Source organism: Pseudomonas stagnisoli, from assembly GCF_048595745.1.
Taxonomy (GTDB): domain Bacteria; phylum Pseudomonadota; class Gammaproteobacteria; order Pseudomonadales; family Pseudomonadaceae; genus Aquipseudomonas; species Aquipseudomonas alcaligenes_A.
Genome location: NZ_CP184361.1, coordinates 2,756,446 through 2,772,510 on the forward strand (window position 1 = coordinate 2,756,446; position 16,065 = coordinate 2,772,510).

The following is a 16,065-nucleotide window of genomic DNA, read 5'->3' on the forward strand; positions in this document are numbered from 1 at the left end:
CCTCTCCCTCCGGGAGAGGGTTGGGGTGAGGGACCAACGAGCCCACACTCAACAGACCACAAGAGACCGAGCATGTCCCTTTCCGGCAAGACCCTGTTCATCACCGGCGCCAGCCGCGGCATCGGCCGCGAGATCGCCCTCAAGGCCGCCGCCGACGGCGCCAATATCGTGGTCGCGGCCAAAAGCGCCGAGGCCCACCCGAAACTGCCGGGCACCATTTTCTCGGTGGCCGAGGAAATCGTCGCCGCCGGCGGGAAGGCCCTGCCCCTGCAGCTGGATGTGCGCGACGAGGAAGCGGTGAAAGCGGCCATGGCCCAGGCTGCCGAGCACTTCGGCTGCATCGATGCGCTGATCAATAACGCCGGCGCCATCCGCCTCAAGGGCGTGGAGCATCTGGAGCCCAAGCGCTACGACCTGATGTTCCAGATCAATACCCGCGCGGTGATGGTTTGCAGCCAGGCGGCGCTGCCCTACCTGAAGAAAACCCAGGGGCATATCCTCAGCCTGTCACCGCCGCTGAACCTCGACCCCAAGTGGTTCGCCAGCTACGGCCCCTACACCACCACCAAGTACGGCATGAGCATGCTGACCCTGGGGATGCACGAGGAATTCAGGAAGTACGGCATCAGCGTCAACGCGCTGTGGCCCAAGACCGTGATCGCCACCGCCGCCATCGAGTTCGAGGCCGGCGGCCCCGCCGTGATGAAGGCGGCACGACTGCCGGCGATCATGGCCGATGCCGCCTACGCCATCCTCAGTAGCAGTGAGCGCAGCATCAGCGGTCGCCTGCTGATCGACGAGGAGATTCTTCGCGAACAGGGTCAGACGGACTTCGAGCAGTACCGTTATGACCCGGCCGGCAAGCTGATGACCGACCTGTTCGTCGACTGACGCCGGCCCAAATGGTGCGGAGTCGCTCCGCGCCGCCGTCACTCAGTCGAGCAAACCATAATGTGGAGTAAGAGGGCTATTGCCGGGGTGCTGGGGACATGTCTGCCCAGAAGCGAATCCGGTGAGACAAGCCGGGCCGATGCTGTGATCGTTGGCATTCGCGGCCTGGATGTCTGGGATATAGGCTCATGGCTTCTGACTCGCAGAAGCCCTCTCCACAAGATCAAAGGCCCGGAGGCTCGCGCCGGGCAGGTTCGGCATACCAGTTTTCCTTTGGCACCCATTTGGCGTCCTGCGGATCGGCGATGTAGTGCGGCGACATGATCTGTACGCCGTACTCGTTGAAGACATCCTGAATATGGGCATGCAACGCTGACAACAGCGCTGCACGGGGGCGCGGCTGACTCGGTACAGCCTGCGCCACCAGTCGGTACTCCGGGTAGTAGTCCGAGAGTGCCGTCTGGAAAACCTGCGGCTTTGGCTCGGCCAGAATACCCTCGGTACGCCGGGCCGCTTCGATGAGCATCGCCTCAACCTGCCGCCAGGGGGTGTCGTAGCCGATGGTCACCGTGGTATCGATCACATACCCCTGACCTTTCACGCTGCGCGAGTAATTCTTGGTCACGCTACCGGTAATCATGGAGTTAGGAATACTCAGCACCTCACCCAAACCGGTACGGATACGGGTGTTAAACATGCCCATTTCAGTGACGGTGCCTTCGTGCTCCCCTATCCGCACGTACTCTCCCGGTCGCAACGTGCGGGCGTAGGTCAGGATCAGCCCGGAAGCCGCCTGGCCAATCACACTGGAAGCGCCTAGCGACACCATCAGGCCAAGCAACACCGAAAGGCCCTTGAATGCCTCGGTACCCGCACCGGGCAGGTAGGGATAGGCCATGGCCAATGCAAACAGCCACACGGCCAGCGCCGAAAGACGCCGCGTGGGGGCCAGGGTCTCCTGATTCAACCACGCATCGTTGTCGCCATGCGCAGCCATGCGTTTGAGCAGGCGCTGGACAAAGGCACTGAGCCCCCGGGCGATGAAGAAGATCGCCACGGCAACTCCCAGCCCCGGCACCGCGCTGACAATCCCATCAAACAGGTAGCGGGCCAGTTCGACCAGGTAGCTGTTGAGGCTCTCCCCCCAGGGGCGCGTATAGGGAAAGCGCGACAGCACAAAGCTGAGCCACTCATAGGTCAACAACAGGACTATCAGCCAGCGCACCACGTGCAGCACCCGCGAGACCACCGGGAACAGCTGATGGGCATCGACGACCTGAGTACTGCCCAGCTTGAGTGCTCTGGTATGCCGCAGCATCACGCCAGGCAACGCTCCGAGAACCTTACCGCGCACAAAATAGATCAGCCGGATCAGAAGCAGGAACACAACAGTGGCAGCAACCGAGTAAACCACTGCCAGCAGCATGAAACGCAGGTTGCGGCTTTCCTCGTTCTCGCTGACCACCTGATGCAGCACCTGGGCCGCTGCATTGGCAGCGGCCTCGACCGAGTCATGCTGAACAGGATCGACGTCCCCCGGCGAGACGATAAAGGCGCGGCGATCGCCCAGGCGCACAATGATGCTGTCGTGAACCGGTTGCAGACTGACCTTCAGCTCACTGCTGCCATCCAGCACCTCATTGATCACTGCGCGGGCACGTGCAGCTCGGATTTCAGGGGTTTCTCCGAGCAAAGTGGCACGCAAGACCAGAATCGTGCGATTGGCTACTTTCAGATCTGCAGCCGGCGCCTTCGTCTCACCGCCCGAATCATCTGCAGCCAGCGCGGCGGACGGCAACAGACACAGCAGCAAAACACGAAGCAGCCATTGCCACCGCACGGAATTCGCCATCGATGTCACTCCCCTGTGCATGCTCCAATGATCGATCAACTCATATTAGGGCACGCGATTAATACCGCGCCCAGGTTCAACCTACTCTCTGGTGAAGGGTCAACAACAATTCGTACGAATCAGCGCACGCCCAGCGCATTGCTCAGGAGATACCTCCGAAGGTACTCACCGCCAGCGAAGCTCGCGCCAGCCTCTATCGACACATGAATCAGTCGGCCGAGTCGCATCAGCCGGTCATGATTGCTGGCCAGCGGACTCATTCCGTGCGGGTGCCTGCAGAGGATTGGGAGGCCACTGTATCTGCTGTCTATTTCAGGCATGCGCGAGTCGATCAAGAAGGGCATGGCCGAGACTGTCGACGACTGCCCTAAGGAACTGGACTGGCAACTTGGCCTCAGAAAGATGCGCAGAAGCTCGCTGCAGCGGGCTTGAAGGATAAGGCAAAGGCGTTGAAGGACGCGGCACGGGAGAACCCGCTCCAGCCCCGCGCTGCGGGGAGCTGGTCGGTGCATACTCCCACCGCATCAGTATCCAGTATCGGCTGGTGTTTCAGGTGCTGCAGGAAGAGCAGACGTCAAAGGCACTCAGACTCTGGTCGCACTACGAGTAAAGCCGCTTCGACAAATCGTCGACAGTTCGTACCCCAGAAAAGCAAAAGCCCCGAAAACTGTTCGTTTTCAGGGCTTTTACAATGGGTTCTGGCGGTGAAGGAGGGATTCGAACCCTCGATACGGTTTCCCGTATACACACTTTCCAGGCGTGCTCCTTCAACCGCTCGGACACTTCACCGGATCTCGCCGCACCAGTCTGGTCCGTCGAGGCGCGCTAATGTAGCCGCACGCTCCTTCGAATGCAAACTTTTTTTCAGTCGATTCATGCGCTTATGCAGAATGGCCGGAATCCTGGTCGAGGTGCCGGGCGCCGAACAGCAGGTAGCCCAAGGATACGAACAGGCTGAAGGCCGATAACAACACCACGCCGGACTGACTGTGGATATGGGGGCTGCTGGCCAGCAGGGTCAGGCCGATCAGCAGCAACGGCAGCAGATAGGGAATGATACGGGTCATGGCAGTGCTCCTCAGGTGCGCGACCAACCTAAGTCATCGCTGGGTATAGCAGCCAATTGCCGATACCGATGGGGGTGATAGTCACTCAGGCGACAGATGGATGACCCTCCGGTCAGCCAAAGCGCTTTACCCCCGCGCCTGTGCTGGGTAACGTCAGCGCCACTTCCAGCAACCCAGGACTTGGATTTCCGCTATGAGCGACCTGATCAGCTATCAACTCGAAGACGGCATCGCCACCCTGACCCTCAACAACGGCAAGGTCAATGCCATCTCCCCCGACGTGATCGCCGCCTTCAATGCCGCCCTGGATCAGGCCGTGCAGGACCGCGCCGTGGTGGTCATCACCGGCCAGCCGGGTATTCTCTCCGGCGGCTATGACCTCAAGGTGATGACTTCCAGCCCGCAGAATGCCGTGGCCCTGGTCACCGCCGGCTCCACCCTGGCTCGCCGCATGCTGGCTCACCCCTACCCGATCATCGTCGCCTGCCCGGGCCATGCCATCGCCAAGGGCGCCTTCATCCTGCTGTCGGCCGACTACCGTATCGGCGTGGAAGGCCCGTTCAACATCGGCCTGAATGAAGTGCAGATCGGCATGACCATGCACCACGCCGGCATCGAGCTGGCGCGCGACCGCCTGCGCAAGTCCGCTTTCCACCGCTCGGTGATCAACGGCGAGATCTTCAACCCCGAAGGTGCCGTGGATGCAGGCTTCCTCGACAAGGTGGTGCCGGCCGAGCAACTGATGGCAACCGCCGTAGCCGCCGCCCAGCAGCTGAAGAAGATCAACATGACCGCGCACAAGAACACCAAGCTGAAGGTGCGCAAGGCTCTGCTGGAGACGCTGGACAAGGCCATCGAGCTGGATCAGCAGCACCTCGGCTGATTCCCGCCACCGATACACAAGCCCGGCCCAGCGCCGGGCTGTTTGTTTGTGGCGATCCGCGGGGAAACGCCTGGCAACAACCTCTGATCGGCGTCAATTGCCGAAAGCAGTGCACGCCCGTACACTTCGCCACCTTTTGTCTGCCGGTAGGCTCTCCAGAATGCTTTTCGTCGCGCGTATGTTGTTGATGGGCCTGCACTTTATTGCTGCTGGCGTGCTCGGTCTGCTGCTCGGCCTGTGCCGCCCGTTCAATCCGGACAACAGCCGCCTGTGCGCACGCCTGTACTCGCTGCCAGCCTTGTGCATGCTGCGCATCAAGCTCAAGAGCGATGTGACAAGCCTGTTTGGCCAGGACCGACCCTGCGTCGTGATTGCCAACCACCAATCCAACTACGACCTCTACGTGCTGGGTCGCGTGGTACCACCGCGCACCGTCAGCATCGGCAAAAAAAGCCTGAAATGGGTGCCTTTCTTCGGCCAGCTCTACTGGCTGGCGGGTAACGTGCTGATCGACCGCGGCAACGGTCGCCAGGCCAAGCAGGCCATGCTGCAAACCACCGAAACCCTGCAGCACCGCGACACCTCGATCTGGGTCTTTCCGGAAGGCACCCGCAACCAGGGCAAGGGCCTGCTGCCATTCAAGAAAGGCGCGTTCCAGATGGCCATTGCTGCCGGTGTGCCGATCATTCCGGTCTGTGTCAGCACCTATGCCGGCCGTTTCAAGCTGAACCGCTGGGACAGCGGCAAGGTGCTGATTCGCTCGCTGCCGGCCATCCCCACTCTGGGCCTGACCCTGGACGACCTGCCGCAGCTGATGGAACGCTGCCAGCAGGTGATGCGTGAGTGCATCGAACAGCTCGACCAGCAGCTGGCCAAGGCCTGACCCACCCGCCACCCATGGGGTAAGCTGCGGCATCGCCATGCAGAGGACACCCCATGGGTCAGGTCGTTGCCGCCGCTGCCTATCATCAAGGCCGCAAAGTCGCCGATATCGCTCTCGATGAGGGTCATCAATGGGCCGCCCGCCCCGGACACTTCGTCTGGATCGGCCTGCGTGATCCCGACAGCCGCCAGCTTCATGCCTTGCAGGAACAGTTCAACCTGCATGAGCTGGCCATGGAAGACGCCATCGCCCAGCACACCCGTGCCAAGCTGGAGATCTTCGGCGACGCACTGTTCATGGTGCTTTACTCGCCACTGCGCAAGGACGGCCGCCTGGAGTTCATCGAAACCCAGCTATTTGCCGGCAAGGGTTATGTAATCAGCGCCCGCTATGGCAACTCCGCGCCCTACTCCACCGTGCGTCAGCGCTGCGAGGCACGCCCGCTGCTGCTGGAGCACGGCGAGGATTTCGTACTCTACGCACTACTCAGCTTCGTGATCGAGAACTACCGGCCGCTGCTGGATACCATCCATGGCGAGCTGGAAGACATCGAGGAAAGCATCCTGGGCAGGCCGCTACAGCAGAGCGACGTGGAGCGTATCCATGGCCTGCGCCGCGACCTGCTGCGCTTGCGCCGACAGGTCGCGCCCATGACGGAAATCTGCAAGGAGCTGCAGCAACTCGATTTCCCATTCATCGACAAGCACATGCGCCCCTACTTCCGTGACATCGCGATTCACGTCAGCCGCCTGATGGAAGATCTCACCGGCCTGCGCGAGATGGCCGATCATGCCATCGAGATCGGCCTGCTGCTGGAGTCGTCACGGCAGAGCCTCACCCAGCGCAAGTTCGCCGCCTGGGCAGCGATACTGGCGTTTCCCACCGCCGTAGCGGGCATCTACGGAATGAATTTCCAGAACATGCCCGAACTGACCTGGCACTACGGCTACTTCGGCGTACTGGGCATCATCGGCATCGGCTGCGTCGGACTATTCGCCAACTTCAAGCGCATGGGCTGGCTGTAACGACGCCTGAGCCGTTCGCTAGACGCGCTCAGGCGCTCTGCGCACGTTTGCCTTGCGCCACGAAGCGCATCATCCATTCAGCCACCGTGGTGCCCTGGTGCTGTTGTGCCAGGCTCTCCACGGCACGGCTGTAGACCGGTTCGCCGATGCACTTCTGGCGAATGTCGAGCAGCGCGCGCGAGTAGTCGTGGACAAACTCGGGGTGGCCCTGGAAGCACAGCACCTGATCCTCGATGCAGTAGGCCGCCACCGGGCAGAATTCGCTGGCCGCCAGCAGGGTGGCGTTTTCAGGCAATGCCGTAACCTGGTCTTGGTGGCTGATCAGCAGGGTCAGCTCCTCCAACGCCGGGCTCATCCACTGCGGCCGCTGCTTCACCTCGTAGCGGTGGATGCCCACGCCCCAGCCCTGGCTAGCCCGCTCGGCGCGCCCCCCCAGCAACAGGGCCAACAGCTGATGACCGAAGCAGATGCCGAGCAGCTTGTCGCCCTGCTCGTAACGCTGCAGCAGGAAGGTCTTGAGCACCTGAATCCAAGGGTCGCTACCGAAGGAATCGGCCTTGCTGCCCGTCACCAGGTAGGCGTCATAGCGCTCGCCAACCGCCGGGTAGTCGCCCTGCACCACGTTGAACACCTCGAATTGCGCCGCCAGCGGCTGCTGCGCGAACAGCCGCTCGAACATGCGGCCATAGCCCTGATATTGGTCGACGAGTTCGGGGCGGAGTACATCGGTTTCCAGAATGCAGATACGCAGCGACATTGAGCGGATTACCTGAGGCGACCTGGGTGGTTGAGAAGGCGCCTAGCGTGCATCGAAGCCCCCTGGAACGCAATATCCACGGGGCTTTCCAGCGTGATCGGGCGATGTCCGGCAATTATCACTGCGTTCGATAGCCAACATGCCGAGCATTCACTTCTGTCGATGACCAGGCTCGGCAAAGATGCAGCCATACCCAGCCACCTCCAGAGGAGCCCGATATGAGCAGTTTCGCCGCCATCGCCAACCTGATAGCCGCCTCGGCCTTTCACAGCACCCCGACCCACCAACCGGATCGTGCCCGTCAGTAACCCTGGCGGCACGCTCACGCGGAGAATCCGCCATGACCATCAGCGCAGTCATCGACAGCAGCATCAGCTACGGCGTCACCTACGTCAGCCTCAGCGACTCCGGCCTGCACTTCGAGTCCGAAGCCGCCTTGCACATGGACGACGGGAGCCTGCTGACCCTGCGCACGCCGACCCGGCAGAGCGAGAAGCTGGCCATCCACGCCCTGCTGTGCGTGCAGAACGGCTGGTGCCAGGCAGCCTGAAGGCTCAACTGCCGCTCAGGCGCGCTGCCAGCCCCTCGCCCAGATGCCGGGCGAGAATGCGCCGCCAGCTACCATCGGCCTGCATCTGCACAAAGGCCTGCTGCATATCCAGCTGCAAACGCGGCGCCTCATGCAGCAACGGACTGCCGGCGATAAAGCTATGGATAGCGCCGACAGCACGGCCAAAGCGTATCGTCTCGTCGGCGTAACCAAGGCGCCGCCACAGGTAATGCACGCGCAGGTCGATCTCGTACCAGGCGATGACCCGACCACCGTGAAGCATGCGCGCAGCCTGTTCCGGATCAGTCACCTCCACCACTTTTTGCCCGGTCTGTTTGAGCGCCTGCGCCTCCTGCGCGCGTGGCGTTCCGCCCATTACCACCACTGGACCGGCGGCCAGCGCGTCACCCAGGGTGTCGAACGCCTGCTGCGGGCTGGCCAGCACGTATGAAGTCGGCAGCACATCCAGCAACCAGACAAAACCCTGCTCGCGCTCGGCCGTGCGCCCGAGGTTGAGCACGATGCCGTCGGGGTCATGGGCAACCGCCACCTGAACCCGTTTCCAGGGCACGCTGTGGTAGCGGCACTCACGCTGCAGGCGCAGGCACAGTTCGGCCATCAGATCACCAAAAAGGCCGCGATTATCGGCCCGGTCATCAGCGAAAGGCATTTGCCCCTGGCCGATATAGATATTCAGCGGCCGGTCCGCCAGTGCCCCCAGCGAAACCAACAGCAGGACCGCCATCAGGATGGCCCTGCATCCCATCATGTTCTGTACGCGCATCCGCACTCCTTATTGCGCACCCCGGCAAGACGGCAGGCAGCCCCGAAAAGCAAAACCGGCCACATGGGCCGGTTATGCTTTTCGCGCTCACAGGACGATCAGAAGCCTTCCCCTCTGGCCGCCTTCTCCAGCAACAGCGCGGGCGGCAGGAAACGCTCGCCGTACTGCTCGGCCAGGTACTGGGCGCGGGCGACGAAGTCCTGCACCCCGTACTGGTTGATGAACTGCAGTGCGCCGCCGGTCCAGGCCGCGAAGCCGATGCCGAATATGGAGCCTATGTTGGCATCGGCCACCGATTTAAGCACGCCCTCTTCCACGCAACGCACTGTTTCGATGGCCTGGATGAACAGGATGCGGTCACGCACGTCCTCCTGGGAAATCTGCGCATCGGCCTTCTCGAAGCGCGCCTTCAGCTCGGGCCACAGGTGCTTCTTGCCACCTTCCGGGTAATCGTAGAAGCCACCGCCGGCGGCCTTGCCCGGGCGCTTGTACTCCTTGAGCATCAGGTCGATCACGGCGAACGCCGGGTGCTCGGGGATGCTCTTGCCCTCGGCAGCGAGGTCGGCCACGGTCTGCTTGCGGATATGGTCCATCAGGCTCATCGACACTTCGTCGCTGATCGCCAGCGGGCCCACCGGCATGCCGGCCTTGCGCGCCTCGGCCTCGATCATCGCCGCGCTGACGCCCTCGCCGAGCATGGCGATGCCCTCGTTGGTGAAGGTGCCGAACACCCGCGAGGTGAAGAAGCCGCGGCTGTCCTCGACCACGATCGGGGTTTTCTTGATCTGCAGCACGTAGTCGAAGCCACGCGCCAGGGTTTCGTCGCTGGTCCTGGCGCCACGGATGATCTCCACCAGCGGCATCTTGTCGACCGGGCTGAAGAAGTGCAGGCCGATGAACTTGTCCTGCTTCTGCACCGCCGTTGCCAGGCCGGTGATCGGCAGGGTCGAGGTGTTGGAGGCGATCACCGCATCCGGCAGCGCGGCGGCCTCGGCGGCGGCGTTGACCTTGGCCTTGAGGGCACGGTCCTCGAACACCGCCTCGATGATCAGGTCGCAGCCCTCGAGATCGGCGTCACTGGCGGTCGGCTTGATGCGGGCGAGGAAGGCGTCGCGCTTGTCGGCGCTCATGTGGCCACGGCTAACCTTCTTGTCCAGCAGTTTGGCCGAGTAGGCCTTGCCCTTCTCCGCCGCTTCGACGGACACATCCTTGAGCACCACCTCGATGCCGGCGGCGGCCGACACATAGGCGATGCCGGCGCCCATCATGCCGGCGCCGAGCACGCCGACCTTCTTGGTCACGTACTGCGGGATGCCCTGCGGGCGCGAGCTGCCGGCGTTGATCTCGTTCAGCTGGAACCAGAAGGTGCCGATCATGTTCTTCGCCACCTGGCCGGTGGTCAGCTCGGTGAAGTAGCGCGCCTCGATGATCTGCGCGGTGTCGAAGTCGACCTGGGCGCCCTCGACGGCGGCGCACATGATCTTCTCCGGCGCCGGGAAGCAGCCCTTGGTCTTGTCGCGCAGCACGCTCGGCGCGATGGCCAGCATCTGCGCCACGGCCGGGGTGCTCGGCGTACCGCCGGGGATCTTGTAGCCCTTGGCGTCCCACGGCTGCACGGCACTCGGGTTAGCGGCAATCCAGGCGCGGGCCTTGCTCAGCATCTCTTCCGGAGTCGCGGCGATGTCGTGGATCAGGCCGGCCTTGAGCGCGGCGTCCGGGCGCACCTTCTTGCCTTCGGCCAGGTACGGCAGCGCCTTTTCCAGGCCGAGCAGGCGCACCATGCGCACCACGCCGCCACCGCCCGGCAGCAGGCCGAGGGTCACTTCCGGCAGGCCCAGCTGCACGCTGGAGTTGTCCAGGGCGATACGGTGGTGACAGGCCAGGCAGATCTCCCAGCCGCCACCCAGCGCGGCGCCGTTGATCGCAGCCACTACAGGCTTGCCCAGGGTCTCCAGGCGGCGCAGCTGGCCCTTGATGTTGAGGATCATGTCGTAGAACGGCTTGGCATCGGCCTTGGTGACCTTGATCAGCTCGTTGAGGTCGCCGCCGGCGAAGAAGGTCTTCTTCGCCGAGGTGATGATCACCCCGGCAATGCTGTCCTTCTCGGCTTCCAGGCGAGCAACGGTCTGGCCCATGGCCTCGCGGTACACCGCGTTCATGGTGTTGGCGCTCTGGCCGGGCATGTCGATGGTCAGGACGACGATATTGTCCTGGCCCTTTTCGTAACGGATGGCGTCAGTCATGTCTTCTGGTCCTTTTCGGGAGCCTGTAGGGTGGAAAACCCGCAACGCGGTTTTCCACCGCGCCGCCACGGTGGATGGCTGCGGCCATCCACCCTACACAGCCCTTAGATTCGTTCGATGATGGTCGCGATACCCATGCCGCCGCCGACACACAGCGTGGCCAGGCCGAAGCGCAGCTCGCGCTTCTCCAGCTCGTCGAGCAGGGTGCCGAGGATGGCGCAGCCGGTGGCGCCCAGCGGGTGGCCCATGGCGATGGAACCGCCGTTGACGTTGACCTTGCTCTCCGGCACGCCCATGTCCTTCATGAACTTCATTACCACCGAGGCGAACGCCTCGTTGACTTCGAACAGGTCGATGTCCTCCACCGACAGGCCGGCCTTGGCCAGCGCCTTGCGCGTGGCCGGCGCCGGGCCGGTGAGCATGATGGTCGGGTCGGTGCTGGTCACCGCGGTGGCTACGATGCGCGCGCGCGGCTTCAGGCCCAGCTCCTTGCCCTTGGCTTCGGAGCCGATCAGCATCAGCGCCGCGCCATCGACGATGCCCGAGCTGTTGCCCGGCGTGTGTACGTGTTCGATGCGCTCGACGTGCGAGTACTTGCGCAGGGCGGTGGCGTCGAAGCCCATCTGCCCCATCATCTCGAAGCTCGGCTTGAGCTTGCCCAGGCCCTCCAGGGTGGAATCACCGCGGATGAATTCGTCGCGGTCGAGCAGCACGATGCCGTTCTGGTCGGTGACCGGGATCAGCGACTTGGCAAACGAACCATCGGCGCTGGCGCGCGCGGCCTTCTGCTGCGAGCGCAGGGCGAAGCTGTCGACGTCGGTGCGGGAGAAGCCTTCGAGGGTGGCGATCAGGTCCGCGCCCACGCCCTGCGGCACGAAGTTGGTGTGCATGTTGGTCGCCGGGTCCATCGCCCAGGCGCCGCCATCCGAGCCCATGGGGATGCGCGACATGGACTCGACGCCGCCGACCACCACCAGGTCCTCGAAGCCCGAGCGCACCTTCATCGCGCCCATGTTCACCGCCTCCAGGCCCGAGGCGCAGAAGCGGTTGAGCTGCACACCGGCCACGCACTCGGCCCAGTCGGCGGCCAGCACGGCGGTCTTGGCGATGTCGGCGCCCTGGTCGCCCACCGGCGTCACGCAGCCCAGCACCACATCGTCGACCTGGGCGGTGTCCAGGCGATTGCGCGTTTCCAGGGCCTTGAGCAGGCCGACCACCAGGTCCACCGGCTTGACGCTGTACAGCGCGCCGTCCTTCTTGCCCTTGCCGCGCGGGGTGCGCACGGCGTCGAAAATATATGCTTCGGTCATGACGTCCTCGGTGCATGGCAGCGGCAAATGCCGGGTCGCCCTACCTTAAATCCACGCCCCATGGACTCAATGACCGATGCGCTCAGGCCCATTGACCGTTCGGCTCAGACGAGCGGTCGCACGGCAACGACGCAGGGTCCTCCGGGCCGCGAGTGGTCTGGCTCAAGGTCCGCGACGCCGGCAAAGACAGCTGCCAATAACCACGTGATTCTGCCGCTCAGACGCTAGAAACGAAGTGGTCTAAGCACGGTGTGACGAGGCCCCTAGGATTAACCATGCAAGGTGCCGCCGCCGGGTTTTGCCGGGGCGGCTTTTTTGTCCGCGCCACGGTGCCAGGCCCCGCCCTGCGAAGCTCTGCAGGCCACCGGCCGACACACCAACAAGAACAAAGGCAGAAGCGCCATGTGGAAACAAGCGAAGTACCGGCAGGCGACCCTGATCGTCCTCGCCACCACCGTCATCCTGATCCTGCCCAACGTGACTCGTCTGGTCAGCTGATCCTCCCGATACCCGCCGTGGCCCGATGCCGTAGCGCTCGGGCCGCGGAACAACCCCCGCAGAGACTGTGCTAGCGTGAGCTTTCAACGCTTCACGAGGTCTTTGCCATGCGCCATTTCCTGCTCTGCCTCAGCCTCGCGCTGAGCCCGCTGGCCGCCCAGGCCGGCGACATCGACTCCGCCGCTGCCCTGCACGCCCTGGCCCAACCCGGCGCCGTGCTGATCGACGTACGCTCCCAGGAAGAATTCGCCAGCGGCGCCCTGCCCGGCGCGAAGCTCATCCCCCACGGCGACATCGCCGCACGCATCGCCGAAGTGGCGCCGGACAAGAACACCCCGGTGGTTCTCTACTGCCGCAGCGGCCGCCGCTCCAGCATCGCTCAGGACGAGCTGCAGGCGCTGGGCTACACCCAGGTGATCAACGCCGGCGGCTACGACCAGTTCAAGCTGGCCCGCGACAACCAGAGCGAGAGCCCCACATGCACCAACTGCTGAGCCGCCTGCTGCTGGGCGCCGCCCTGCTCGCCCCGCTGACCCAGGCTGGCGAACTCAAGCTGGAACTGCCGCAGGGCAGCCGCAGCTGGAGCACGGCACAGCTACTGAGCCACCCCCAGGCGCAGCAGATCGAGATCGCCGCCGACGTGGCCTACAAGCGCGCCATGAGCTACCGCGCCTTGCCGCTGGCGGCGCTGCTCGACGGCGTGCAACCCGGCGACCACCTGCAGGCCGTGGCCCTGGACGGCTTCGCCGCCGAACTGCCCGCCGCCCCGCTGCTCAGCACCCAGGGCGCGCGCGCCTGGCTGGCGGTGGAAGACCCGGCGCAGCCCTGGCCGGCGCTGTCCAAGAACAAGCCCAGTGCCGGGCCCTTCTACCTCGTGTGGCAGAACCCCGAGGCCGCGCAGATCGGCCCGGAGCAGTGGCCGTTCCAGGTGGTTAGATTCCGTCTGCTGGCCCCGGTGGCGCAGCGCTTTCCGGCGCTGCTGCCGGCCGCCGATGCCAGTGCCGAGGTGCAGGCGGGGTTTGCGGTGTTCCAGAAGAACTGTCTGGCCTGCCATCGCCTGAATGGCGCGGGGGATTCGCAGTTCGGGCCCGATCTGAATATTCCGCATAACCCGACGGAGTATTTCGCGGGAGACTTTTTGCGGCAGTACATTCGGGACCCGCAGAGCCTGCGGAGGTGGCCGCAGGGGCGGATGCCGGGGTTTAGTGAGGCGGTTTTGAGTGACAAGGAGCTGGGGGAGTTGATTGGGTATTTGGGATACATGGCAAAAAGAAAGCTGCCCGCACACTGAGAGCACTGCAATCTAGTAGGGAGCGCATAATGACTGCGTTCCTTTATATGCTTATTCCCCTATGCCTGCCATGAAGTCAGTAGTCATTGCACGAGGATGCCATGATTCTTGAACCACTCGACAAACGAAATATAAACTGGGATTCATCCTGCCTCGAAATTAGAGACTGCCCTTTTTGCGGCACGGAAAATATTGATCCATCGTACATTCGCCCAGACAGACGCCCTATTCTAAAGTGCTCCAACTGCACTTCCTACTATGTATCCCCGGCGCCATCAGAGGATGCACTTAATGAATTTTACAGCTCTTATCATGAGACATATTTCGGAGGAAAAACTATAATCCCCAGCTCCGACCCGAGATTGAAATTCATTAAAAAGGACATGTCACACAACCGCAAATCCACATATAAAGTCTTGGATTTTGGGTGTGGAACTGGTTCTTTTTTATATCAAGCTAAAAAAATGGGCGCCTCGGTGACGGGTATTGAGCTTAATAGCTCCGCGGTATCAAAGTGTCACAAGCTTGGTCTCGACTCTATTTTTCTAGGCGGCTTTGATATTTTGAGGTCTCTTGATGAAAAATATGACCTTGTTGTTTTAAATGATGTAATTGAGCACCCATTAAATCCAGCCCAGCTGGTCACCGAACTGTGCGGCCTGCTCTGTGAAACCGGTAAAATTTTAATATGGACCCCAAATGGGGATGCCATAGATTCAGATCATCAAAAAATCACTCTCCGCGTGGACTTAGAACATATGCAATACTTAACCAGCGGAGCTGTATCAGCGCTATGCCACGAAAACAATCTTTCAGTTTGGCACTACCAACAACTTGGCTTTCCATCGAGCGGTAATTTTATAACCAATGCAACCGAGGGAGCTTGGACTTCAAAACTCAAAGGCAGACTGACTGCTCTTTTAAGGTCTTTGAAGCTGGTCGGCCTTGTAAAACCTTTATTGTCGCGCCTTGGATTTGCGAATAGCACTTACTCAACTCGCGGAAATTACAATCTGTTTTGCGTATTATGTAGAAATAAATAAGAACTGGGAATGATCTGAAGTAGCGAGCAGCCCGGATGTTCGTAGGGTGGACGACGCTCTGCTTATCTACTCTCGGAGCGAAACGGGACTTTCTGTATATCTGGAATCATGCTTCGCGCCCTTACGGCGCCTTACTTTTCTTTGTTTGCGGATCGTCGCCCGGCGCAAAGAAAAGCAAACAAAAGAAAGCGCACACCGACATCCAGGTTTGGCGGCTGCACCGCCAAACCTCCCTCCTTCCGGTGCCGCTCCGGGGGCCGGCTTAAAGGGCCATCCATGGCCCTTTAAGCGGGGACGCCTAGTCCTCTCGCCGCATCCATGCAGCTCGTCCACCTTCGCAACACCTCCACTCGGCCTCCTGACGGGGACTCGGGCTCCGGGTTGCCTGGTGGTTTTACTTTGCGCTGCGCGCAGTGATCGTTCCCACGCTTTGCGTGGGAATACAGCTGTTGGCGCTTTGCGCCAGTTGTGGAATTTGGTTGCTGATAGCTCTAAACGGAGCGTTGCGGGATGGGTTCCCACGCGGAGCGTGGGAACCGGACACAGGGCTTTCAGGCGGCGCCAAACGCCCCTTCAGGAGGGTGAGTGGAATCGTCGTGGAAAGGGTTGAGCGGCATGGATGCCGCGAAAGACGCGATGGGCCAGGGATGGCCCATCGTCGGTTGGCCGCATCCGGTCGTGCCCCTGGAGCAATGATGGAGTGAGGGAACCCCGCCGCAGGCGGGGCCGGATGTCGGGGGCAAGCGTTTTTGGTTACTTTTTCCCGGCCGGGCATGGCGCGACTGGAAAAAGTGACCCGCCCAGCAGGGCGGAACTGATGTCTCAACAAACACGCAAACGAGCAACGGCACATACAAATAACGCCAATCCTCAGCCAAGCAAGCCTCTCAGGTGCGCCAACAGCCCTGCCCCTCGCAAATCCAGACTTCGCATTACCGAACGGCGCCCCCCAGACGCGAACACACCGACTAAGAAATGCTTGCCGATA

At 62.1% G+C, this 16,065-nt stretch carries 14 protein-coding genes and 1 tRNA gene; 8 read left to right on the forward strand and 7 right to left on the reverse strand.

Annotated features, from left to right (window positions below; all coding sequences use genetic code 11):
• Nucleotides 1-72 precede the first annotated feature (72 nt).
• Entirely contained in the window at nucleotides 73-891 is an 819-nt protein-coding gene (locus ACOAPY_RS13250; protein WP_465153560.1) for an SDR family oxidoreductase, read from the forward strand.
• A 223-nt stretch (nucleotides 892-1,114) separates the two neighbouring features.
• On the opposite strand, the gene ACOAPY_RS13255 is transcribed toward ACOAPY_RS13250, so the two are convergent.
• The 3 genes from ACOAPY_RS13255 to ACOAPY_RS13265 all read right to left on the reverse strand — a co-directional run bounded on the left by ACOAPY_RS13255 (nucleotide 1,115) and on the right by ACOAPY_RS13265 (nucleotide 3,810).
• A complete protein-coding gene (locus ACOAPY_RS13255; RefSeq protein WP_465153561.1) occupies nucleotides 1,115-2,743 on the reverse strand; it encodes a mechanosensitive ion channel family protein in 1,629 nt (542 codons plus the stop codon).
• A 699-nt stretch (nucleotides 2,744-3,442) separates the two neighbouring features.
• Nucleotides 3,443-3,532, reverse strand: a tRNA-Ser gene (locus ACOAPY_RS13260).
• Nucleotides 3,533-3,624: 92 nt separating this feature from the next.
• Nucleotides 3,625-3,810 (reverse strand): hypothetical protein, encoded by a 186-nt coding sequence (locus ACOAPY_RS13265; RefSeq protein WP_076429665.1) that lies wholly within the window; start codon nucleotides 3,808-3,810, stop codon nucleotides 3,625-3,627.
• A gap of 193 nt (nucleotides 3,811-4,003) precedes the next feature.
• Here ACOAPY_RS13265 and ACOAPY_RS13270 point away from each other — a divergent pair, with 193 nt between their 5' ends.
• From ACOAPY_RS13270 to ACOAPY_RS13280, 3 genes are all read left to right on the forward strand, one after another.
• Complete coding sequence (locus ACOAPY_RS13270) at nucleotides 4,004-4,693, forward strand: crotonase/enoyl-CoA hydratase family protein (RefSeq protein ID WP_465153562.1); 690 nt, start codon at nucleotides 4,004-4,006, stop codon at nucleotides 4,691-4,693.
• A gap of 160 nt (nucleotides 4,694-4,853) precedes the next feature.
• Nucleotides 4,854-5,576, forward strand: coding sequence for a 1-acylglycerol-3-phosphate O-acyltransferase (locus ACOAPY_RS13275; RefSeq protein ID WP_465153563.1), 723 nt, complete (start codon nucleotides 4,854-4,856; stop codon nucleotides 5,574-5,576).
• Between the two features lie 53 nt (nucleotides 5,577-5,629).
• Nucleotides 5,630-6,601, forward strand: a complete 972-nt coding sequence (locus ACOAPY_RS13280; protein WP_465153564.1) for a magnesium and cobalt transport protein CorA — start codon at nucleotides 5,630-5,632, stop codon at nucleotides 6,599-6,601.
• Between the two features lie 28 nt (nucleotides 6,602-6,629).
• On the opposite strand, the gene ACOAPY_RS13285 is transcribed toward ACOAPY_RS13280, so the two are convergent.
• Complete coding sequence (locus tag ACOAPY_RS13285; protein WP_465153565.1) at nucleotides 6,630-7,358, reverse strand: amidotransferase; 729 nt, start codon at nucleotides 7,356-7,358, stop codon at nucleotides 6,630-6,632.
• A gap of 340 nt (nucleotides 7,359-7,698) precedes the next feature.
• Between ACOAPY_RS13285 and ptrC the strand changes: the two genes are divergently transcribed.
• Nucleotides 7,699-7,908: a type III secretion system co-regulatory protein PtrC gene (gene ptrC, locus ACOAPY_RS13290; protein WP_465153566.1), complete on the forward strand. Its 210-nt coding sequence runs from the start codon at nucleotides 7,699-7,701 to the stop codon at nucleotides 7,906-7,908.
• Between the two features lie 4 nt (nucleotides 7,909-7,912).
• Here the strand turns inward: ptrC and ACOAPY_RS13295 are convergent, their stop codons facing one another.
• The 3 genes from ACOAPY_RS13295 to ACOAPY_RS13305 all read right to left on the reverse strand — a co-directional run bounded on the left by ACOAPY_RS13295 (nucleotide 7,913) and on the right by ACOAPY_RS13305 (nucleotide 12,245).
• Nucleotides 7,913-8,692 (reverse strand): substrate-binding periplasmic protein, encoded by a 780-nt coding sequence (locus ACOAPY_RS13295; RefSeq protein WP_465153567.1) that lies wholly within the window; start codon nucleotides 8,690-8,692, stop codon nucleotides 7,913-7,915.
• Nucleotides 8,693-8,790: 98 nt separating this feature from the next.
• Nucleotides 8,791-10,935 carry a 3-hydroxyacyl-CoA dehydrogenase NAD-binding domain-containing protein gene (locus ACOAPY_RS13300; RefSeq protein WP_465153568.1) on the reverse strand — a complete coding sequence of 715 codons (2,145 nt, stop codon included), beginning with the start codon at nucleotides 10,933-10,935 and terminating at the stop codon, nucleotides 8,791-8,793.
• A 104-nt stretch (nucleotides 10,936-11,039) separates the two neighbouring features.
• Nucleotides 11,040-12,245, reverse strand: coding sequence for an acetyl-CoA C-acetyltransferase (locus ACOAPY_RS13305; RefSeq protein WP_465153569.1), 1,206 nt, complete (start codon nucleotides 12,243-12,245; stop codon nucleotides 11,040-11,042).
• 605 nt (nucleotides 12,246-12,850) lie between these two features.
• Here ACOAPY_RS13305 and ACOAPY_RS13310 point away from each other — a divergent pair.
• From ACOAPY_RS13310 to ACOAPY_RS13320, 3 genes are all read left to right on the forward strand, one after another.
• The gene (locus ACOAPY_RS13310; RefSeq protein WP_061904670.1) at nucleotides 12,851-13,237 is read left to right on the forward strand and encodes a rhodanese-like domain-containing protein; all 387 of its coding nucleotides are present in this window, start codon (nucleotides 12,851-12,853) and stop codon (nucleotides 13,235-13,237) included.
• A complete protein-coding gene (locus tag ACOAPY_RS13315; protein WP_465153570.1) occupies nucleotides 13,222-14,034 on the forward strand; it encodes a c-type cytochrome in 813 nt (270 codons plus the stop codon). Before ACOAPY_RS13310 ends, ACOAPY_RS13315 begins: the two co-directional genes overlap by 16 nt.
• Nucleotides 14,035-14,135: 101 nt before the next feature.
• Nucleotides 14,136-15,077, forward strand: coding sequence for a class I SAM-dependent methyltransferase (locus ACOAPY_RS13320; protein ID WP_465153571.1), 942 nt, complete (start codon nucleotides 14,136-14,138; stop codon nucleotides 15,075-15,077).
• The last annotated feature ends 988 nt before the right edge of the window (nucleotides 15,078-16,065 follow it).